General features: G+C 39.9%; 19 protein-coding genes. 12 read left to right on the forward strand and 7 right to left on the reverse strand.

Annotated elements, in window-relative coordinates; translation table 11 throughout:
• From lepB to DWW91_RS01400, 9 genes are all read left to right on the forward strand, one after another.
• Nucleotides 1-888 carry a signal peptidase I gene (lepB, locus tag DWW91_RS01360; RefSeq protein WP_122326721.1) on the forward strand — a complete coding sequence of 296 codons (888 nt, stop codon included), beginning with the start codon at nt 1-3 and terminating at the stop codon, nt 886-888.
• 51 nt (nt 889-939) lie between these two features.
• The gene (locus DWW91_RS01365) at nt 940-2436 is read left to right on the forward strand and encodes a transglutaminase domain-containing protein (RefSeq protein ID WP_122326722.1); all 1497 of its coding nucleotides are present in this window, start codon (nt 940-942) and stop codon (nt 2434-2436) included.
• A 223-nt stretch (nt 2437-2659) separates the two neighbouring features.
• Nucleotides 2660-3478, forward strand: coding sequence for a GLPGLI family protein (locus tag DWW91_RS01370; RefSeq protein WP_122326723.1), 819 nt, complete (start codon nt 2660-2662; stop codon nt 3476-3478).
• Nucleotides 3479-3695: 217 nt separating this feature from the next.
• Nucleotides 3696-4289 carry a DUF4412 domain-containing protein gene (locus DWW91_RS01375; protein ID WP_122326724.1) on the forward strand — a complete coding sequence of 198 codons (594 nt, stop codon included), beginning with the start codon at nt 3696-3698 and terminating at the stop codon, nt 4287-4289.
• 68 nt (nt 4290-4357) lie between these two features.
• A complete protein-coding gene (locus tag DWW91_RS01380; protein ID WP_122326725.1) occupies nt 4358-4612 on the forward strand; it encodes a hypothetical protein in 255 nt (84 codons plus the stop codon).
• Nucleotides 4581-5039, forward strand: a complete 459-nt coding sequence (locus DWW91_RS01385) for a hypothetical protein (RefSeq protein WP_122326726.1) — start codon at nt 4581-4583, stop codon at nt 5037-5039. Before DWW91_RS01380 ends, DWW91_RS01385 begins: the two co-directional genes overlap by 32 nt.
• A 249-nt stretch (nt 5040-5288) precedes the next feature.
• The gene (locus DWW91_RS01390) at nt 5289-8108 is read left to right on the forward strand and encodes a pitrilysin family protein (protein WP_122326836.1); all 2820 of its coding nucleotides are present in this window, start codon (nt 5289-5291) and stop codon (nt 8106-8108) included.
• Between the two features lie 137 nt (nt 8109-8245).
• Complete coding sequence (locus tag DWW91_RS01395; RefSeq protein WP_122326727.1) at nt 8246-9793, forward strand: ATP-binding protein; 1548 nt, start codon at nt 8246-8248, stop codon at nt 9791-9793.
• Between the two features lie 100 nt (nt 9794-9893).
• A complete protein-coding gene (locus DWW91_RS01400) occupies nt 9894-11114 on the forward strand; it encodes a pitrilysin family protein (RefSeq protein WP_009860615.1) in 1221 nt (406 codons plus the stop codon).
• 89 nt (nt 11115-11203) lie between these two features.
• On the opposite strand, the gene DWW91_RS01405 is transcribed toward DWW91_RS01400, so the two are convergent.
• Nucleotides 11204-12604 (reverse strand): sodium:alanine symporter family protein, encoded by a 1401-nt coding sequence (locus DWW91_RS01405; protein WP_122326728.1) that lies wholly within the window; start codon nt 12602-12604, stop codon nt 11204-11206.
• A gap of 519 nt (nt 12605-13123) precedes the next feature.
• Here DWW91_RS01405 and DWW91_RS01410 point away from each other — a divergent pair.
• A complete protein-coding gene (locus DWW91_RS01410) occupies nt 13124-15484 on the forward strand; it encodes an ABC transporter permease (RefSeq protein WP_122326837.1) in 2361 nt (786 codons plus the stop codon).
• A 144-nt stretch (nt 15485-15628) separates the two neighbouring features.
• Here the strand turns inward: DWW91_RS01410 and DWW91_RS01415 are convergent, their stop codons facing one another.
• Nucleotides 15629-16138 carry an RNA polymerase sigma factor gene (locus DWW91_RS01415; protein ID WP_010801305.1) on the reverse strand — a complete coding sequence of 170 codons (510 nt, stop codon included), beginning with the start codon at nt 16136-16138 and terminating at the stop codon, nt 15629-15631.
• Between the two features lie 295 nt (nt 16139-16433).
• Here DWW91_RS01415 and DWW91_RS01420 point away from each other — a divergent pair, with 295 nt between their 5' ends.
• Both DWW91_RS01420 and DWW91_RS01425 read left to right on the forward strand, forming a co-directional pair.
• Nucleotides 16434-18761: a TonB-dependent receptor gene (locus tag DWW91_RS01420; protein ID WP_122326729.1), complete on the forward strand. Its 2328-nt coding sequence runs from the start codon at nt 16434-16436 to the stop codon at nt 18759-18761.
• Nucleotides 18762-18801: 40 nt separating this feature from the next.
• The gene (locus tag DWW91_RS01425; protein WP_009860620.1) at nt 18802-19308 is read left to right on the forward strand and encodes a flavin reductase family protein; all 507 of its coding nucleotides are present in this window, start codon (nt 18802-18804) and stop codon (nt 19306-19308) included.
• Nucleotides 19309-19310: 2 nt separating this feature from the next.
• Here the strand turns inward: DWW91_RS01425 and DWW91_RS01430 are convergent, their stop codons facing one another.
• The 5 genes from DWW91_RS01430 to DWW91_RS01450 all read right to left on the reverse strand — a co-directional run bounded on the left by DWW91_RS01430 (nt 19311) and on the right by DWW91_RS01450 (nt 22909).
• On the reverse strand, nt 19311-20078 hold the full coding sequence (locus DWW91_RS01430) for an AAA family ATPase (protein ID WP_010801307.1): 768 nt from the start codon (nt 20076-20078) through the stop codon (nt 19311-19313).
• 37 nt (nt 20079-20115) lie between these two features.
• Entirely contained in the window at nt 20116-20841 is a 726-nt protein-coding gene (locus DWW91_RS01435) for a helix-hairpin-helix domain-containing protein (protein WP_122326730.1), read from the reverse strand.
• Between the two features lie 5 nt (nt 20842-20846).
• The gene (locus tag DWW91_RS01440; protein ID WP_010801309.1) at nt 20847-21182 is read right to left on the reverse strand and encodes a type II toxin-antitoxin system RelE/ParE family toxin; all 336 of its coding nucleotides are present in this window, start codon (nt 21180-21182) and stop codon (nt 20847-20849) included.
• Nucleotides 21155-21454, reverse strand: coding sequence for a hypothetical protein (locus DWW91_RS01445; RefSeq protein ID WP_010801310.1), 300 nt, complete (start codon nt 21452-21454; stop codon nt 21155-21157). The genes DWW91_RS01440 and DWW91_RS01445 overlap by 28 nt, the downstream gene beginning before the upstream one ends.
• Before the next feature lie 84 nt (nt 21455-21538).
• A complete protein-coding gene (locus tag DWW91_RS01450; RefSeq protein WP_009860625.1) occupies nt 21539-22909 on the reverse strand; it encodes a sodium-dependent transporter in 1371 nt (456 codons plus the stop codon).
• Nucleotides 22910-22928 lie beyond the last annotated feature (19 nt).

Below are 22928 nucleotides of genomic sequence, written 5' to 3' on the forward strand. Positions count from 1 at the left end.
ATGAAAAAAAATAATCAGATACGACATTGGATAAACAGAACAATCAATTGTGTTTTGGGTTTGTCACTGGTTGGACTGTTGTATGTTTTAGTTCAGGTGTTTTTAATCGCTTCTTTTAGGATACCCAGTGATTCAATGGCTCCTGAATTGATTAAAGGCGATCTTGTATGGGTTTTGAAACCGATAATCGGTCCCAGGTTATTTAATATACTAGCTTCAATGAAAGGAGAACAGGTTGAAATATATAGAGTTCCTGGTATTAGAAGTATGAAGAGAAATGATGTATTGGTATTTAATTATCCCTATTCTGAATGGGATCAGTGGGACAAAATAGAAATGCATATCTTAAAATACTATATTAAGCGTTGCATAGCCCTGCCAGGCGATACACTTACTATCCAAGATGGAATTTATCAGATTAACAATAGTGATATTTGGGTTGGAAATATTGAGTCTCAGAAAAGAATTATCACTTTTGATATTGACAGAATACCCAAAGAACAATTTTATACTCTTCCGTATGACAGTATCCTTCATTGGAATATCAGAGATTTTGGCCCGATGTACATACCCCAAAAGGGAGATATACTTTCAATGAATAGAACAAATTATCTGCTTTATAAGAGACTAATTGAATGGGAACAAAAGGACAGTTTGCTATATAAAGATGGCAAAGTTTATTTAGGTGATTGTCCCATGAAAGATTATCGTTTTAAGAATAACTACTATTTCATGGGAGGAGACAATTGCCTGGGGTCGGTTGATTCCCGTTTTTGGGGATTGGTTCCTGAAAAGTTCATCGTTGGGAAGGCTTGGATTATATGGAAATCAGTTAATCAGGATACAGGAAAGATGCGTTGGAACCGTTTTCTAAAAAATATTAAGTGAAAAACTGATAAGGACAATATTATATCTGTGAAATAAATAATACGAGATTTTATGAAAAAGTATTATATATGTTTTATTTTCTTTTGTTTGTTGTCTTGCTCTCATTCTGGGGACAAGGAACTGGAGCAAGCTTTGGAACTATCCGGAAGTAATCGAATAGAGCTGGAAGCTGTATTAAACCACTATAGAAATGATTCACTAAAATTGAAAGCTGCCTGTTATTTAATTAAGAATATGCCTTTTCACTATTCGAAGGAAGAGCATTATGTTTCTCCTGAAGGGAAGAAGTATAGACCGAACTTAACTCTGTTTTCAGGTAAAGATCAAGTAAAGCAGCATTGTGATTCATTAATCCAATGCGGTTATCGGATTGAACAATACAAATTATTTGATATAACTGCTCTTGACAGTGCTTTTCTTGTCAACAATATTGAATTAGCGTTTTCTGTTTGGCAAAAACCTTGGGCCAGGAATGTCTCATTTAGTGATTTTTGTCGATATATATTGCCATATAGGACACAAACAGAAAAGGTATCATTTCTTAGGAAAGAGATAATGGAACGGTTCATTTCCATACTTGATTCAGCAAAAGTAACTACACCGCTCGAAGCTTGTACTCTTTTGAATGAACATTTGAAAACGGTTATAAGATACCAGGATACTGGACTTCCTTTTTATCCTACTATTGAAGAAACTTATTGTATAGGTCTCAGTCAATGTGATGGAATTTGTAATTTAGGAACATTCATTATGCGGGCTGTAGGTATTCCTATAGCAGTGGATTTTACAATTTGGCCGAAAATGGATTTAGGACATAGTTGGTGTACAGTCCTTGATGAGGGACGATTTTATAGTTTCGGTCCGGGAGAGGACCAGCCTGATGTACATGCTAAATTATTTTCTGAGGTACGCCACAGAAGACCTGCCAAAGTTTATCGTTTTCGTTTTGATCCGGTAAATTATAATAAGAACATAGAAGATGACAAGTATAATACTTTTCTTAAAAATCCATTGTTATATGATGTAACGAATGAATATCTGGATAAGACGGTTAATATAAAAGTTTCGATTAATGAGGATGATAATATCCGTTATGAACAATCTGATCAGGTGTATTTGTGCATATATAACTATTATGAATGGAAACCACTCGCAATAGGCTGTTGTTCAAACGATGTATGTACTTTCGATAATGTAGTTGGAGATAATATATTTATAATAGCTGATTGTCCTGAAGGAAAAGAATTAAGATATATAACAGCTCCTTTTTATGTAAATGTACAAGGTGAAATACATAAGTTTATTCCACAGTTGCAACACAGAAAGATGTGTGTGTTGGAAAAAAGGAAAGCTGATATAAATCATACATTGTTTTATTGGGACATCGTAGAGAAACGTTTTATTCCAATATCATTTACGGAATCAACGGATACAACTCAAATATATGATCAGGTGCCTGATAATGCCTTATTATGGTTTACAATACCGGAACGGATATTTAATCAACGAATATTCTATATAAAGAATGATAGCATAAAAACATATTAGTCAAATATAATTAGGACTATTATGTTTCTTGTTAGATGTCGATATCTTTAGGTAATAAACCTGCTGAAAAACATTGGTTGACGTATAATGGTGTGTCAGGAAATGCATTACTTTTACTCCATAACCATACACGAGGAAAAGAGGAGAGGATTTTTACTTATGAGAATGGTTGTCAGGTTTGGTGGTGAGAGTTTGTAAATTGTTAATTTTAATAGATAAAGTTATGAAAATGAAATTTTTGTTATTTGTTTTTCTTATTATATCTATTAATACAAATGCTCAAATGTACTTTTTCCCTGGTAGAGCAAGGGATATTAGATCTTTATCCTTTGTTGATTCTGGGAATTTGAAAATTTGGTATACAGTAAATGCTTCTAAAAATACATCTAAAAGTGAGGATATACATATATTGGAAATTGGAGATAATGTATCGAAATATTATAGTTATAATGTCTATTTATCCGATTCTTTGTTTACTGATTATGTATTAAATAATCCTAATTCTTCTGTTGTTCCTCATTTTATGAGACCTAGTTTAGCGCGAAAATATTTGTGGTCAGAAATTTATAAAAACTTAAAAAATAATATGCTGACAGAATATGCACATATGCCGCTTTATATTTCAGACTATGAGTATTCTGAAGAAATTCCGAATTTTTTATGGAAGATATATGAGGATACATTATATATAAAAAATAGATTATGCCAAAAGGCTGTTTGTTCTTTCCGTGGAAGACAATATATAGCTTGGTTTAGTAAAGAGTTCAATCAGAGTAATGGACCATGGAAATTTGGAGGATTGCCAGGAATAATTTTAAAGATATATGATGTTAAGAAAGAATTTGTATATGAGTGTATACGTATAGATAGTGCTAAAGAAAAATTTTCAATTGAATCTTATGATTATAGCAATTATGATAATATAGATAGGATAGAATTGTTAAAACTGTGGACTGATATTTATGATCATTATTTTATTCTTATTGGAGGAACTAGTAAACTTCAGTGTACAGACAAGTATAATCCTTTAGAGTTAGAATGATATCTGGATGTCTTTAAACAAGAAATCTGCTGAAAAACATTGGTTGACGTATGATAATGTGTCAGGAAATACATTACTTTTACTGCATAACCATACTCGCGGAAAGAAAGAGATGATTTTACTTATGATGAAGAAGCTCGGGTTTGCTGGTAGAGGCTTTGGATTCTATGGGTTTAAATTGTAAATCTATATTGAAAAACATAAATATTGAAAAGTTATGAAGACGAAAATTTTATTTGCAATTTCGTTGCTATTTGCAGTAATTGTATTGAATGCTCAGGAAGCGAAGTATGGGATTAAGTCAGCTATTATTAAAAAAGATGTGGTTGCCATGGGACAGAAAGTTGAATGTACATGGTATATGGATGATTATGGGAAGAAAGAATCTACGAAACTCACTATGAAGACGGGTGGGGTAGCTGGTGTGGAAAAACATATACGAACCATTGCGGATGGGAGTTCAGCGATCAATATAGATCTGGATATGAAAACAGCCATGAAAATGAAATTACCTGAGAAGCCGATCAATTATTTGCAGTTAACTCCTGAAATCGTAGAGAAATATAAGATCAAAGAAACAGGCGAAGAAGATATTGCCGGAAAACCTTGTAAAAAGTATGGTTTGGAAATCACGCAGATGGGGCAGACAGTTCAGATGTCTGTCTGGGTCTGGAAGGGGCTTGTGCTTAAATCTGAAACATCTTCTAACGGAATGGTCGTTATGGTTGAAACAGCGAAAACGATAGACGAGACTTCCGCTGTGGCGACTGATAAATTTACTATACCGGATGGTATAAAACTGCCTGAATAGGTATTTTATCCGAATGTAGTGATTGGGGTAGTCAACCTGAACTAACAAAATAACATAATTTTCAAGCGATGATAAAGATAGCCGACTTTTTAAAACAAAAAGTAACAGCTGCAATGTATGTCTGGGGTGTTATAATGATTTTGGAGCTTATATATATGGGGGTCGGTATCAGTAATTTGATTCTGGATCCATCATCAAAAGGGGTTTGGCCTGCCGTAATATCTGCTGTTTGCGTATTGACTGCAGGCATTTTGTCAATACGAAGAGAATGGAAAACTAAAACGGAAGGTCATGAAATTGAAAATGATAAAAAGGAGTTATAGTCTTGAATGGAAAATAGCTCTTCTCATTAGTTTGGGATACTGTGGTTATTTTCTATATGGTTATTTTAAAAATCCGGAAATAATCCATGATAAGTCGATATTTATTGGGTTAGCTATTTTTGTATCGCTATTTGTCATGAGTTTATTAGGGCTTTTGTTAGGATGGGAGAAAAGGGAGGCGATCAATTTGGATGGATGGAAATACAAGTTGTATGACAAAAATAAACGTTTGTTTCTGCTATATACAGGTTTGGTTGATGGTTTGCTGTTTACGGCACTACTTTTATTTATAGGATATTGTTCAGGCTGGATCGAAATGTCTTATTTTCAGGCTAAAGGCTATTTAGGGATAATATCGATTTCTGTGGTTTTCATGATACTTTCTGCTTTCATGAATTATCGGAAATATCATTTTTTTGACCATTGACAAAGCAAAAGTCTCATATCTTCTGTGTTCCGGTTTGAATCTGGAAGAAATTACGTTTGTCAATGTGAATTCTGGTCTAAATCCGACCATCGAAAGATATAATAAACGCTTCAAATTATATACGTTGGGTTTCTCGAATCTGGAGGTCTAATATTATTTTTTGAAAACGAATAAAATCAATCTCTTATGAATAATATCCGGATTTTTATTCGTACTTTTCGAACCAATATTAATATTAAATATAATCGCATGAAAAAACTCAATCTAACATTATGTTGGCTGTTTGTGGCAGTATTTGCTTTACAACAGCTTTGTGCACAACAGTTGCAACCTCTTCCCGTTGATCCGAAGGTAAAATATGGGAAGTTGGATAACGGGCTTACTTATTATATCCGGCAGAATAAATTGCCGGAAAACCGTGCCGATTTTTATATTGCGCAACAGGTAGGTTCCATACTGGAAGAAGATTCCCAAGCCGGATTAGCTCATTTTCTGGAGCATATGGCTTTTAACGGAACAAAAAATTTCCCCGGAAAAATGATGACTAACTATCTGGAAACAGTCGGTGTCCGTTTTGGCGAGAATCTGAATGCCTATACTAGCTTTGATAAAACTGTGTATATGATTATGAATGCGCCTGTTACGCGTCAGGGTATTATAGACTCCTGTCTGTTGGTGCTTCATGATTGGTCTAACGGTATTTCGTTGGATGGTGAGGAGATCGATAAGGAGCGTGGCGTTATACGTGAAGAATGGCGTACCAGCGGAAATGCCGGCATGCGCTTGATGAAACAACAGCTTCCGGCTATGTATCCGGGTAGCCAGTATGCCAATCGTTTGCCGATAGGAAGTATTGATGTGATCAATAACTTTAAACATGATGAGATACGCGCTTATTATAAAAAATGGTATCGTCCCGATTTGCAGGCTGTTATTGTGGTGGGTGATATTGATCCGGATAAGATTGAGGCTCAATTAAAGACGCTGTTTGCCGATGTGCCTAAGCCTGTAAATCCGGCAGAACGTATTCTGTATCCGGTTCCTGATAATGAGGAACCTTTGGTTTCGGTTGCACAGGACAAAGAGGCGACAATTCCTTATGTGTACATATTCTTTAAACATGATCAAATGCCGGATGAGGTAAAAGCATCGGCAGCGGGAATAGTGATGAACTACATAAAAAATGTCTCCAGTGTCATGATGAACGAACGTTTCCGTGAAATCCTGCAAAAACCGGATGCTCCGTTCCTGGGAGCTTCGGGATATGATGGTAATTACTTTGTCGCTAAAACAAAAGATGCCTGGAATGTATTCTGTGCTGCAAAAGAAGGAAAGGTTACTGATGCGCTTGCTGCCATTACGCGCGAAACAGAGCGGGTGAACAAATATGGGTTTACCGCTTCCGAATATGAACGTGCCCGGGTGAATGTGTTGAAGAATTATGAATCGAATTATAAAGAACGGGATAAACAGAAAAACGGAACTTACTCAAACAGATATGTGGGCCATTTTACAGACGGGGGTTCCATCTCTGGGATAGAAAATGAATATGTTATGATCAACCAAATAGCACCGTCGGTTACTCTTGAACAGGTCAATCAATATATTCAGGATATAATCGGAGAGAAAAATGTTGTTATATCTGTATCCGGCCCGGAAAAAGAAGGACTTGTATATCCCACGAAAGAAGAATTGCTGGATGTATTTAATAAAGCACGTCAGGAGGAATTGACGCCTTATGTTGAAACGGTGTCTGATGAACCTTTGATAGAGGAATTGCCTGCACCCGGCAAGATCGTATCATCTAAGGAAAATGAGTTGCTGGGTGTAACGGAACTGACTTTGTCCAACGGCATTAAGGTTTTACTGAAAAAGACAGATTTTAAAGATGACCAGGTATTAATGACAGCCACCAGTCCGGGAGGTACGACTATGTTCGGCAATGAAGATATTGCGAATCAGAAGTTGATAAATAGTGCAATCAATCTGGGTGGTGTTGGAAATTTCAGCAAAACGGATTTAGCTAAAAAACTTGCGGGAAAGAAAGTTAATGTTTATGTTTCTCTTGGTCCGGATTGTGAGAAAGTGGATGGGTCTTCCTCTCCGCAGGATATTGAAACAATGTTCCAGTTGATCTATCTCTATTTTAATAAGCCTCGTATGGATAATGATGCGTATGCTTCTTTTGAAGAAAGAATGAAATCACAGTTGACAAACCTGGATCTCAATCCGATGGTTTCATTCAGTGATACACTGAGCACTTATCTATATAATGGAAATCCCCGTGTAATGCGTGTACAGTTGTCTGATTTTGATCATATAAGCTATGCCCGGATGATGGATCTTTATAAAGAACGTTATGCGGATGCATCCGATTTTATTTTCACATTTGTCGGAAATGTAGATACGGATGCTATCAAGCCGTTGATAGAACAATATCTGGCGACTTTACCATCTCTTGGTCGCAAGGAACCGAAAGGTCGGGAAGATGTATATGCTCATATGCAAAAGGGAATTACGGAAAAGCGTTTTGCTCGTTCGATGGAGACTCCTAAAGCTTCTATTGTCGGCATTTATTCCGGACAACTGGATTTTACACCCGAAAATATGACATTGCTCACCGCCTTGAAACAAATACTTGATATTGTTTATGTGGAGAAGGTCAGGGAAGAAGCCGGTGGAACGTATGGCGTCAGCGTTTCTTCACAGTTGGGTTATTTCCCGAAAGGAGAGGTCGCTTTGCAAACATATTTCGATACGGACCCAGAGAAGGCTGATTTAATGAATAAAATTGTACGTGAGGAACTTCAGAGTATCGCGAAAGATGGTCCGCGTATTGAAGATTTTAATAAGACGAAAGAAAATATGCAGAAGAAATATGCGGAGAATCTGAAAGAAAACAGTTATTGGTTGCGTGTGGTCGATGATTACTATTTCCATAATCTGGATCGCCATACACCTAATAAAGCAGTGCTTGACGGTATGACTTCAAAGCAGATACAGGAGATTGCTCAAAAGATACTTTCGCAGGGGAATATGCTGGAAGTATTTATGGAACCGGCTAAATAGGATTATATAAAAAACTGATATAGAGGATCTGGGAAGTGTTTAAAATACTTCCCGGTTCTTTAAATGAAAATAGGCATTATTAAACGAATTCTGGTCTAAATCCTTATCTTTGTCTGAATGTTTAATCCGGTTGAGTTATGGAAAGAAATTATCCGATAGGAGTACAGAGTTTTGAGAAGATACGGAAGGACAATTATGTATATATAGATAAAACCCGGTATGTTTACAGGTTGGCGAAAACCGGTTCATATTATTTTCTGAGCCGTCCGCGACGTTTTGGAAAAAGTCTATTGATTTCTACGTTTCAGGCCTATTTCGCCGGGAAAAAAGAACTTTTTGAGGGGTTAGATATCGAACAATTGGAGAAAGACTGGACGACTTATCCTGTGCTTCATCTCGATCTGAATGCACGAAATTATGAAGATGAGAATTCCCTGCTGGAAGAATTGAACAAACATTTGGAAATTTGGGAGCGTGAATATGGAAGCCATTATGGCGATCGTGCTCCGGAAGAGCGTTTTTTTCATGTCATTCGTTTAGCATATGAGAAAACGGGGCAACGGGTAGTTATTTTGGTGGACGAATATGATAAACCGATGTTGCAGGCTATCGAAGATGACAGGTTACAACAGGTGTACCGAAACCAATTGAAGCCTTTCTACGGGGTGATGAAGAGCATGGATAGTTATATCAAATTTGCTTTCTTGACAGGGGTGACCAAATTTGGGAAAATAAGTGTTTTCAGTGATTTGAATAACTTGAACGACATTTCAATGAACCCTGATTTCGCAGCTATTTGTGGTATGACTGAAAAGGAGATACATCATTATTTTGATTTGGATATCCATACATTGGCAACCAAAGAGGATCTGACTTATGATGAAACTGTTGAATTGCTAAGGGATAATTATGACGGTTATCATTTTACCGAAAATTCGGAGGGTATCTATAATCCTTTCAGCTTACTGAATACGTTTTATGCCATGCGCCCCGATAATTATTGGTTTGCAACGGGAACACCAAGTTTTCTGGTGTACCTTTTGCAAAGATCCCGTTATGATTTATGGGAATTGGAAGAGGTGGAAACAGACTCCGATGTGTTGGATAGTATTGATTCCTTTTCGAAAAATCCGATACCGGTAATTTATCAAAGTGGATATCTGACCATCAAAGGATATGATAAGCGCTTCAAATTATATACGTTGGGTTTCCCGAATTTGGAGGTCAAAGAAGGCTTTTTTAAATACCTGTTGCCTTATTATGCCGATGTAAAGGAAACGGATACGACTTTCAATATCCGTAAATTTGTAGGTGAAGTGGAAACTGGCGATTACGACTCTTTCTTTTCCAGGCTTCAAACCTTCTTCAGTAACATTCCTTACGACTTGGTCGGCGATTTGGAGAAACATTACCAAAATGTACTTTATATTATAAGTTGCTTGATGGGATTTTATGTTGATGCTGAATATCACACCAATCGTGGAAGGGCGGATTTAATCCTGAAAACTCCGGCTTACATTTATATAATGGAGTTCAAATTGAACGGAACATTAGAAGAAGCGATTCGCCAGATCGAAGAGAAAGGTTATGCCGAGCCGTTTGCTCACGATCCTCGTAAATTGGTCAAGCTAGCTGTAAATTTCAGTTCTAAAACAAGGAATATCGAAGGATGGAAGGTGGTCTGAGCATAACTTTAAAGATTGTCTACCACGGAAATTTATCAGGCATTCTTCCTTTCTCCTTTTATTATTGTACTTTTGCACGTCAATTAAGCGAAAGATAACAATGCATTACTTCTCACATATTTTACCTAATGGTCTTCGTATGGTACATTTGCCGATGGAATCGCCGGTTTCGTACTGTGGATTTGCTGTAAATGCCGGAACCCGGGATGAAGAATCGAACGAATTTGGTCTGGCTCATTTTGTGGAGCATATGATGTTTAAGGGTACCGAAAAGCGGAAAGCCTGGCATATCCTGAACCGGATGGAGAATGTAGGCGGAGAACTGAATGCTTATACGACCAAGGAAGAGACATTTGTGTATTCTATCTTTATGGAAGAACATTATCAGCGTGCTTTCGAATTACTGACGGATTTGATCTTCCATTCACAGTTTCCGCAACAGGAAATAGAGAAAGAAGTGGATGTGATCCTGGATGAGATTAATTCGTATGAGGACAGCCCTTCGGAACTGATCTTCGATGAATTCGAGAATTTGCTTTATGACGGGCATGCGCTGGGACATAATATATTGGGAGATGAGGCTTCTCTTCTGACCTTTAATTCTGAATCGGGCCGTTCGTTTATGCGTCGTTTTTATGCACCGAAAAATATGGTATTCTTTTCGATGGGGCGTGTGGATTTCAAGAAGATCGTTAAACTGGCGGAAAGTCTGTTGTCGGATATCGCTTTCCCGATTGCTTCCCGCAACCGGGTGGCACCTGCCGGAATTCTTCCGTGTGTGAAGAAAGTGCATAAGGATACGCACCAAGCGCATGTACTGATCGGTAGTCGTGCTTATAGTATGCATGATGAAAAACGGATACCGTTGTTCCTGCTTAATAATATGCTGGGTGGTCCGGGCATGAATAACCGTCTGAATGTTTCACTCCGTGAGAAGCATGGATTGGTTTATAATGTGGAATCGAATGTTACTTCTTATACCGATACAGGCCTGGCTAGCATCTACTTTGGTACGGATCCGAAGAATATGGAGAAAGCTCTGAAACTGGTTCATAAAGAGTTAGGTAAGATACGTGACATCAAGTTGTCCGCCACGCAACTGGCTGCTGCCAAAAAGCAGGTTATCGGTCAGTTGGGTGTTTCGGGAGATAATAAAGAAGGACTTTTCCTCGGTTTGGGAAAGAGCTTCCTCCACTATAACCGGTATGATACCCTTCCGGAAGTTTTCAGCAAGGTCGAAAGCCTGACTGCCGAAGAGATACAGGAGGTGGCGAATGAGGTGTTCGCGCCGGAGCGGTTGTTTAGCCTGATTTATCAGTAAGAAGTTCAGAAAGTCAGTTCCAGCCTATGGAACAACTTTTCAGTTTATTTTATCATACATTTTATATCATACAAAATGTATGATGTTTTTTACCAACATTCTGCCTTGTCCTTTAGCTCAGGGATGCTGTTTTTGGTGAATACGGGACTTGCTATTCCTTTTCGTTTCTGGGTGATGTAATCGTTGAGTAAGAGGAATGCCTGACGACCGAGCAGGGAGATGGCAATCAGGTTGCAGATCGTCATCAGTCCCATTGTTATATCGGCCAGGCTCCAGGCCAGGTCGAGGCTTGCCAAAGCACCGAACATAACCATTCCACCGACTAACAGGCGGTAGGTGAACAACACGCTTTTCTTTTGAGTGACGAATCGTATATTGGCCTCTCCGTAATAATAGTTACCGATAATGCTGCTGAATGCGAACAGCAAAATGGCTACAGCGACGAAGATACTGCCGATATTTCCAACCTCATTGGTCAGTGCATGTTGCGTCAGTTGTACGCCGTTCACACTCCCGTCGAGCGGGGCACCACTGAAAAGGATGATAAAGGCCGTACAGGTGCAGATGATCAGTGTGTCGGTGAAAACACCTAATGTCTGGATAAGACCTTGCTTTACGGGGTGCGATACATCGGCTGTTGCCGCTACGTTCGGAGCCGACCCCATACCTGCCTCATTACTGAACAGGCCCCGTTTGATTCCCTGCATCAAAGCAGCTCCGACCGTTCCGCCGATGGCCTGTTCCCATCCGAAAGCATTGCCGATGATGAGTTCAAGCACGGCCGGAAGTTTTCCTATATTGAAAAGAACGATACCCAATGCCAGCGCAACATATCCGAGAGCCATTACGGGAACAATAACACTACTCACTTTTGCGATTCGCTGAATACCTCCAAAGATGATGAGGATGGTCAGGATGGTTAGTATGCCGCCAATAACCCTGTGGTCGAATCCGAAGGCCCCTTCCCAGGCTGCGCAGATAGTGTTACTTTGTACCGAATTGAAGGCGAAGCCGAAAGTGATGGAGATCAATACAGCAAAAAACACGCCCATCCATCGTAACCCGAGGCCGCGTTCCATGTAATAGGCCGGCCCTCCGATAAAGGAGTCTTTTCCTCTTCTTTTATATAATTGTGCTAATGTCGATTCGACGAAGGCGCTGGAGGCTCCCAATAAAGCAATGATCCACATCCAGAATACGGCTCCAGGACCGCCAACCGCAATTGCCGTAGCTACTCCCGCCAGATTGCCCGTTCCGACACGGCTGGCCAGCGATACGGCAAATGCCTGAAAAGAAGAGATATGTTTTTCACCGTTTTTAGATTTTCCGGTAGAATCTCCAAGCAATTTTATCATTTCTTTTATCATGCGGAACTGTACGAAACGGGTTTTGAAGGTAAACCATATTGCACAGCCCAACAGCATGATTATTAATAAGTATGACCATAATACATCATTGATGATGCTAATCCATGAGTTTACGATATCCATGTGTTTGGCTTGTTTTGTTTCAAAGATAAAGTTTTTTTGCGTACCACCTCTTCACTCCTTATAACAACAGCGAAAAAAATCGTGTTAAAATCGCATTAACATTTACCCTCGGAAAATGGCCCATTTGTTAAAGAATTACCTCCGTTTTACCCCCAATCGTAGGGAGTGGACCTTCACTGGACCTTCACTGGACCTTCACAGGAGGTTCACTGGAGCTAATACGGAGGTTATATGGAGCATTTCGGTGTTAAAACCGACAAGAATCTTTATGCATATTTAACCGGTTTTGCGTGAACACAATTTTGGATTATTCGCTATCGGCATGTAACCAACATCAACCCGGTAGAGCATGAAGTTTGAATTATTTTTCATGATTTACTATTTGAATGTCAAATTATTAGACACTGGTGTATAAAAATTAGACATTGGTATTTTTATATGGTGCATACAATTATGTGATAAACAATCAGATATGTTTTTGGCATATATTTTGGATAATAGGAGGAAATGATAAATCATATGAAAACGATATTAAGAAATTCTCTAAGTGTATTACGACGTTTTAAGATGGCGGCTTTTTTGAATGTAACAGGGTTGGCCGTTGCTTTTGCCGCTTTTATTGTTATCCTGATACAGGTAGATTACGAACGGAATTTTGATCATTGCCATTCGACTTCAGATCGGGTATATCGTTTGGATTTGACGTTTCCCGGTACTTTCGGTACGATTCTGCCTCGTGCTTTTGTGGAGGAAGTTATCCGGTCATCGCCCCATATCGAAGCCGGTAGTCTGATCTATCCGTATAATCCGGAAGTCTATTTTTCTGTGATGGAAGACGGACAAAAGATTGGTTATCGGGAGTTGATACAAACTTGCCATCCGGCTATTACCCGGGTATTTGATTTTCAGATTATTGAAGGAGAACGGGATTGTCTGAAAGACCCGGAAAAAGTAATCTTGCCGGAAAGTATGGCTCTCAAAATGTTTGGTGAACAGCCCGCTGTAGGAAAAGCCATTCATGCCGAAGAAGCAATTCAGTCGAAAGACAACCGTGAGTATACGGTTGGGGCGGTCTATAAAGATTTTCCGGGAAACTGCCAGATGCGTAACCTGATCTATACGGCAATCGGTGAAACCTATCAGCGGGACAATTTCGATGCCAGCAATTATATTTGTTACCTCTTGCTTGATACGCCGGAGTCGGCACAAGCTGTAACGGATAATTTTAATACCCATTTTGATTATGCCAAAGTAGGTTTGGAGGGAGATGGAGGTATCAAGTTGACCCCGTTGACAAGTATTTATTATATGAATGAAAGCCAGGACGGGACGATCTTTCGGAGTGGAAATAAGGAAGTTACCGGGTTGTTATTCTTTATTGCTTTGCTAATCATCATTGTGGCTGCCATCAATTTTACCAATTTCAGTACATCGCTGACGCCTATGCGCATTAGAAGCATCAACACTCAAAAGGTATTGGGTAGTTCGGATGCCGTATTGCGTTGTGCGTTATTAGTGGAGGCGGCAATTATCAGTATGATAGCTTGGGTACTGGGCCTGTTTATGATATGGATATTGGGACGTACGGAGGCTTTGCCTTTTGTGGAGGCAAATTTGGAGATAGTAAGTAACCTGTCTATTATATTATTGACCGGTGTTATAGCGCTGATTACCGGTATTGTCGCCGGATTGTATCCCTCCTGGTATGTGACTTCTTTTCCTCCGGCATTGGTTTTGAAAGGGAGTTTCGGACTTTCACCTTCCGGGCGTAAGTTGCGTACGGTTTTGATCGGTGTTCAGTTTGTCGTTTCTATTCTGTTGATTATCGGAGCTGTTTTTGTACGTCTTCAAAACAATTATATGCGTGGTTATTCTTTGGGATTCGGCAAGGAGCAGATTGCCGTTGTCCGTTTGAACGGAGAAATCTATAACAAATCGCGCGAAACGTATGTAAATCGACTGAAAGAATATTCGGGTATCGAAGATGTTGCTTTTGCTATGGAGAAAGTAGGTTCGAAAGATGGTTACAGTACCAGCTCCGGTTCTGTAAAGGAAAAAGAAATACAATTTTTTCAGATATATGCCTCATCCAATTTTCTTCGTGTTATGGGAATTCGGGTAGAAGAAGGGCGTGATTTTTCACCAGCAGATGAGTTGTCGGAAGAAGCCGTATATATCTTTAACCATACAGCGAAAATGAGTGCGGATATGGAAGTTGGCGACCGGGTTACGTCGTGGTTGGCTGGTCGTATTGTAGGTCTTACCGGTGATGTGAAATTTACTTCGCTTCGCAATGGAGAGAATAATATTGCTTTTGTGACAGGTAATATGCCTATCCCTTTGACAGTTTCTTATATTCGCTTGAAGGCCGGAACAGACATACTTGGAGCTGTTTCTCATATCCGTGAAACAATGGCCGACATGGACCCGTCTTATCCTTATGATATTGAGTTTTATGATGAGATATTTAATCAATTGTATCATAAGGAAGAGAACTTGCGCAGTCTGATTATGGTTTTCAGTATATTGGCGATTATCATATCACTTGTAGGGGTATTCGGCTTGGTCGTATTTGATACACAGTATCGTAGAAAAGAAATCGGTGTACGCAAGGTACATGGGGCGACTAACGGGGAAATATTAGAAATGCTCAATCGCTCTTATATGTATATCGTACTGGTTTGTTTTGCCTTAGCAGCGCCGGTAGGCTACTATGGTATTAAGAAATGGTTAGAAGGTTTCGCATATAAAACACCGATGTATTGGTGGGTATTTCCGGTTGCTTTATTGGTGGTGTTGAGCATTACGATCGGAACAGTGACGTTCCAGAGTTGGCGGGCGGCAAATGCCAATCCGGTAGATAGTTTGAAATCGGAATAAACGGATTCGGTTAGACTGGTTTGCACATATGTTTTCCGGTAACAAATGTTGCTTGATACCTGGATATCGAAGCCTTCGATACCCAGGTGCGAGCATCATTATATTGCATTCCTGTTTTTTTGAGGTAAGTGTTTTGGGGGTGTATCATGCATATTGAAAGCCATCCAGTTTACTCTGTAATTCTTTACGAGCGAAAAAGATACGACTTTTCACTGTGCCTAGGGGAAGATTCAGTTTATCTGCTATTTCTTGATATTTGTAGCCGTTTACGAATAAAGAAAACGGGATTTTGTAATCCTCATTTAAAGCGGCAATCGCTTTTGTGATCTCTTTGATCTGATAAATCTTGTCGGGAGAACCGGAAATGGAGTCGCAGGTAATATTCAGGTTGTACAAATCGACATTTTGATCTACTGAAGTTTGTGCACGTACCATCTTATGATAATTATTGATAAAAAGATTGCGCATGATGACCATAACCCAACCTGCAAAATTAACATTGTCTGTAAATTTTTCCTGACTGTTTAACACCTTCAGCGTTGTGTCTTGTAAAAGATCCAGAGCATCCTCTCTGTTTGCTGTTAGTTTGAGAGCAAAATTCATCAGGCGATCTTGTATTCCTATTAGTTTTTGTTGAAATTGTAAGCTGTCCATAATACTAGTTTTTTATTGTTGTTGATTTGATTTTGTTGCAAATCTATTTTTTATGTTGCTTTTGTGATGTTCAATGTGGTACGCATTGTTTCAGGTATTGTTTGATAAAGAGTCTGGAAATTATATATCGGTAAATTTCGAACATTTGCCGAACGATTTCGGTATACGATTATGTGGGGCGATGAGATTTTTTTTCGTTTTTCGTGTAACTTTTTTTGAAGTAGCTTCGTCTTACTTGCAGAAATAAACGACAGGCAGGCATGGCCACCCTGCCGGAAAAATAAATTATAAACGTATGAAACGGATTCTATTTGCCATCATGCTGCTCGGCTGCATGATACAGGGAGTTTTTGCCCAAAATTTGGAAATAAAAGGTATGGTGAGGAATGGTCGGGATAAAGCTCCTCTTGAATTTGCCAACGTTGTGTTGCAGACGGCAGATTCTGTCTTTATAACCGGTACGACTACGGATGGAAAAGGGCGTTTTATGTTGGATAAGGTGAAAGCAGGCGATTATTTACTGGCTGTATCCAGCCTTGGATATGAAACACAATATATTGCTTTGGATGGATTTAATAAAAGTATCGACCTGAAAGAGATCTTGATGGAAGATGCGGCCGTCTCGTTGGATGGCGTCACGGTCAGTGCGTCTAATACAAGCAGTCGCTCCGATCGCAAACTGATATTCCCTTCCGATCGGCAGGTAAAAGCATCTACTAACGGAATGGATTTGCTACAACAGTTGATGTTGCCGAAGATAACAGTTAACCCGATGTCGAATGAGATTAAAGTGCCGGGAAACGGTGAAGTGCAGCTTCGTATCAATGGCGTAAAAGTGGAGTTGGATGAAATCAAAGCTTTATTGCCGACTGATATTATTCGTATTGAGTTTCATGATAATCCGGGTTTGCGTTATAGGAATGCGGAAGTCGTGCTCGACTATATTGTTCGCCGGCCTGAAACGGGAGGAAATTTCAGTGTGGATATGAGCCAGGGGGTGAATGCTTTATGGGGCGAACACCGTGTTTCGGGAAAGATCAATCATAAGAAATCGGAGTTCGGTGCTTCTTACCGGATCGGGCCACGCGATTTCTATGGCATGTCGAGAGATAATGAAGAGATTTTTCATTTGGCGGATGGAACAGTGCTGCATCGAAAAGAGACTGGCGATCCGAGTCATGCCAGTATGTTCATGCATAACCTGAACCTGAATTACAGTGTGCAGGATCCTGAAAAGTATCTGTTCAACGCTACGTTCCGTTATTGGAACAATCATCAGCCGCACTGGGATTACCGGGGAATTCTCTCCAACCAGGACAATCCGGATGATTATGTAGACATGGTTGACTTGAATAGTAGCGATAATCAGGTTCCGGCTTTGGACTTGTATTATCAGCGTAATCTGAAGAACGACCAGACATTGGTGTTCAATGTGGTGGGAACTTATAACCGCACTTCTTCCCATCGTTTCTACCAGGAAAGCCGGGGGGAGGAATTACTGACGGATATCAATAACCGTGTTTCCGGAAAGAAATATTCCCTGATCGGTGAGGCGATCTATGAAAAGAAATTGGCTAACGGGAATAGTCTGAGTGGCGGTGTTTGGCATACGCAATCTTTTTCCGATAATGAGTATCGAAACGGACATGATTATGAGACACATATGGATCAGTCTGCTAGTTCTATTTATGGTGAGTTCAAAGGCAAAGTCCGAAAATTGGATTATATGTTGGGAGTAGAATTGGCACGTTTGTACTACAAACAGGAGGGGACGGATGATTCGGATCAGTTTTATACATTTAATCCCCGTTTTACTTTGCAATATGCTTTACCCGGACAGTCGTTTATACGCCTGAAGGGGTATGTCGGCAATCTGTCTCCTTCTTTAGGCAACCTGAATGCCGTCGAGCAGGTGATCGATTCCCTTCAGCTGCAACGCGGTAATCCGAGACTGGAGTCTTATATGAGCTACCTGTTGGATCTTAATTACGAATATCAGAAAGGTATTTTTTATGCGCTCGTCAACGGTACGTATGAATATGTACCTAATGCTATTATGGATGAAAAATACCAGGAGGGCAATAAGATTATCCAAACTTGGAACAATCAGAAAAACTGGCAGCGTGTGGTGGGCTTTGCCATGTTTCGGGTAGGGCCGATCAAGGATATTTTGCAATTTTCTTTTACCGGTGGTGTGAATCATTATATCAGCAATGGCAATACGTATTCTCACCGCTATACGAACTGGTATTGTAATATGCAGGCGTCGCTTACGTGGAAGAAGTTCATGTTGATGTATCAGATGAATACGAACTGGAACAGGTTCTGGGGTGAAACGTTGGAAGGGGGCGAGAATATTCAGATGTTCATGGCGAAATATAATTTCAAGAACCTTTCTTTAGGTATTGGGGCATTTAATCCTTTCTCCGATAACTGGAAAGTACAATCCGAGAATTGGAATCAATATGCTTCCAGCAAAAAAACTTCTTACATCAAGGAAAGTTCCCGTCTTTTTGTTGTTTCGGTATCGTATAATTTCTCTTTCGGACGTACATATAAGGCCGGACAGAAACGTTTGAACAACAGTGACAGTGATTCGGGCGTAATGAGTACAGGTAAATAATATTCTTTGTATCTTTGAAGGAAATTAAAGAGTATAAAGTATGAAAGCAATTGAACCCAATCTGATAAAGGATAACTTTATTGAAATTATCGGGAAGGAGTGGATGCTGGTAAGTGCCGGTGATAAGGATAAGTTTAATATGATGACAGCCAGTTGGGGCGGCGTAGGTTTCCTTTGGAACAAACCGGTGGTGTTTGTCTTCATCCGTCCGGAGCGTTATACCCGTGAATTTGTCGATGAAAAGGGGTGTTTTACGCTCTCTTTCCTGGGAGAAGAACACAAAGATGCTCATAAAGTTTGTGGTTCCAAGTCAGGCCGTGATATGGATAAAGTGGCGGCTACAGGCCTGACTCCTTATTTCACGGAGCTCGGAAATCCCTGTTTTGAAGAGTCACGCCTGACGTTGGAGTGCAAAACGCTTTATGTGACAAAGATGGATAAAAATAGTTTCATCGATCCGGCTTTGTATGAAAAATGGTACAGCGCATTGGCGGGTAATCTGCATAATGTATATGTGGCAGAAATCGTGAATGCCTGGGAAAAGTAATTTTACTTTATTCCCAATTCCCTGAGCATTTGTTCCGTATGAGTCAGAAAATACTTCGTTAACTGGTAATGTTGTGTTTCCTCATACGGAGTAATATGTGCTCCATCCTCATCTATGGAATAGATATCTGCTCCCGGATAAGCCATGATGATGGGAGAATGCGTAGAAATAATCAGTTGGCAGCCTTGTGCCACCAGTTCTTGTATCCGGACCAGTAAAGCCAGCTGGCGTTGAGGCGATAGGGCTGCTTCCGGCTCATCGAGGATGAAAAGGGTATTTCTTCCCGCATAATTCAGAAAAGTGCTAAGAAAACTTTCACCATGCGACTGTTCGAGGAGGCGGCGTCCTCCGTAAGCTGCCATAGAATAATCGCGGCCATAGTTTAGTATGTCTTTCATCGATTTGGCATCTATTTCGGCTGCATGTTCAAAGAAAGATTCTGCCCGAAAGAAAAAATGGTCGAACGGTTTCCGTTCTTCGATGAGGCGGATGCATTGGGGCAATACGTTTGAATAGGATTTCCAGGCTTCTTTTCCGTCATATAGCATGCCCTGGCTGTCTTCATCCCGTTCTTCGTATTTGAACATGATGCCTTCGAGCAGGGTTGATTTACCGGCACCGTTTTCACCGACCAGGAAAGTGACCGGTTTTCGGAAAACAATCGATTCGATGTATCGTACTGCTGCGGCTCTGAACGGATATTTGAGCTCTTCTACCGGGCCTTCCACTTCGGCAGGGTTGAGTAATTGTGCTTGTTTGAGATAAATCATAGCTTTCTTTTTTACAAATGTATATAAACTTCCTGTTTTATTCAAATGATAAATAAGGAGTCAGTCTTTCTTTATCTGTTTCAGTAAATTCTTCCAGTAATTGAAGATTTTCCCAGCCGGATAACTTCCCTTTTTGTTTCCGTAGTTGCTCGATGATGCGGGCTTGCTGATAATTTATATACGGATGTTTGCATAGTTCTTTAAAGGACATTTTATGAACCTCTAACGGACAGATCAGGGACATATCTGCCGAAAACCACGATTTCATCGCATTATATCGTTCTTCATCAAGACCGTACACTTCACGAAGTTGTTCTACCGTATAGAAACCTCCCAGCAGTTCTCTGTATTTAATGATTCGGCGGGCAAAAGTGCTTCCGATCCCGGGAACTTTTTTCAGGATTGTGGTGTCGGCAGTATTTAGTTCGACAACAGTTCCGACAGGGTATTTTTCTGTTTTAGGAAAAGTCCTTCTTTCGGATGTATTTTTGGTTTCTCCCGAATGAAATTTATTTTTCTCTCGGGAGGAATTGTTTTTTCTCCCGGATGCAGGAGTTTTTACCTTTTCCGGATCAGGACTATTTACAGGGATATTTTGAGCCGTTTTTACTGGTTCAGATAGTCTGTTATTGTTGACAGGTGTGTAATCGGTTTTTTCATCCGTCAGCAGTAAAATGATCCAGGAAGCAACAATCAGACAAAGTAGGAGAGTCAACGCTCTGCGTTCTCCTTTGGAGAAATAAAGTAAATCACGCCAGTTCATAGTTGTTACGGTTTAATGTTTCTGTTTTTTTTAGCTTGAGTAATACTTACAGCTTGATGTAAGATGTTCAGAACTTCTATCCGATCTTTTGTTATTCGATAAAGAATAAAATGAGCGGGAAGTATGGCCCTTCTGTATCGCTTATCTTTTGTGGGAAGATAAGGATATTCTGCATTTAACAAATAACCGGAAGTTAATTGTCGAACAGTTTCATAAATAAGGTTTTCGTATTCGATAGCTTTTTTTTCTCCAAAGTTTATTTTTCCATATTCAAAGATTTGGTCAACAGAAGAAAAAAAGAGAAGCGAAACGACTACCGGTTTCTTCTTTGTTCCCTCCATTGTCTTATCATTTCTTGTCCTTCTTCCAAAGTATAAAAAGGTCCTTTTTCTGCAACTTTTACCATTGATTTAAATTCGTCAATAGTTAATTCCCCTCCCTCAATGGCTGGATTGAATTTCAGTCCCTTCCATTCCTGCATTTTTTGTTTGATTTCTTCCAATGTATAAAATGGTCCTTCTTCGGCTTTACGAACGCGGGCAATAAACTCTTCCTGAGTCATGTCTAATCCAGGAAGTAACTTTCTTTTCTTTGAGACGGTTTTGATTTCCATATTTATAATTATTAAATGATGAATACTCTTTTGCAAAGATATAAGTTACCTGTTGATAAGCAAACAATTTATACCTTTTTATTTTCAAAACAAGGAGGTTATCTTTTTGATCAGTCCCAATTCGTTCAGGAAGATCAGGCCGATTGCTACGGGAGCGATGTATTTTATAAAAAACGCATACGTATTGAAGAAGTAAAAGGTGATTGTTCCTTTATTCGTCAATTCTTCTTTCAATACTTTTCTTTCGATGCGTAAACCGACAAATACGCAGATCATCATTCCGCCGATAGGCATCATAATTTTTGCCGTAAGATAGTCCAGTGCATCAAAAATGATCAGTCCGCCGATGGTATATTCTTTCAATAGACCGAAAGAGAGAGAAGCAAGGGCTCCGATGACGGCAACACCGGCAGAAACGATCCAGGCCGCTTTCTTTCTGGTCATATGATATTCTTCATGTACATAGGCCGTTGCCACTTCATGTAGGGAAATGGTAGAGGTCAAAGCTGCCAAAGCTAGTAGAATGAAGAATATGAAAGACCATATATTTCCGAAAGGTAGCTGTTCGAAGATATTCGGAAGGGTGATGAACACCAGTTCCGGGCCTGCAGTTGGCTCAATACCAAAGCTGAATACAGCCGGGAATACCATGATGCCGGCCAGTAATGCGACAAAAGTGTTCAGAACAGTCACCTGTATCGCTGTTAATTGCAGATTCGTATCTTTCCCGAAATAAGAAGAATAGGTGATCAGACACCCCATTCCGATACTCAGAGAAAAGAATGTTTGTCCCATAGCACTTAAAATAACGGAGGAGGTGATCTTCTCGAAGTCCGGTTTGAACAGGAAAGATAATCCTTCGTTTACCCCCGGTAGGGTTATGGACCGTATACATAATACCAGCAGTATAAGGAATAAGGCCGGCATCATGATCTTGGATGCCCTTTCAATTCCTTTTTCAACCCCTGAGACGATGATGAAATGTGTGATTGCGATGAATACGATTGTCCAGCCGATCGGTCTGAGTGCGCTGGAGGAAAAGGCTTCGAACTCGGTGGTAAATTCGGCAGTAGTTTTTCCCGACAAAGAGCCGGTCATTGCCTGCCAGATATATTCCAGCGTCCATCCGGAAACGACGGAATAGAAACCTAATATAAGAAATGCAGCCAAGACTCCGTTATAGCCGATCAGCGACCATTGTGTTCCCGGCGCTAGCTCCTTAAAAGCTCCGGCAGCGTTTCTGCGTGAGTGGCGGCCGATAAAAAATTCGGTGATCATGATAGGAAGTCCCAGTAAAACAGTGCATATCATAAAGACCAGCAGGAAAGCGCCTCCACCGTTCGATCCTACCATATAAGGAAAACGCCAGATACTACCCAAACCTACAGCACACCCTACAGTTGCTAATATTACTCCGATTTTACTTCCAAAAGTTACTCTATCTTTATTTGCCATAGATTATTTGTCCTCTTTC

The organism is Parabacteroides sp. AF17-3, assembly GCF_003635445.1.
GTDB lineage: Bacteria > Bacteroidota > Bacteroidia > Bacteroidales > Tannerellaceae > Parabacteroides > Parabacteroides goldsteinii.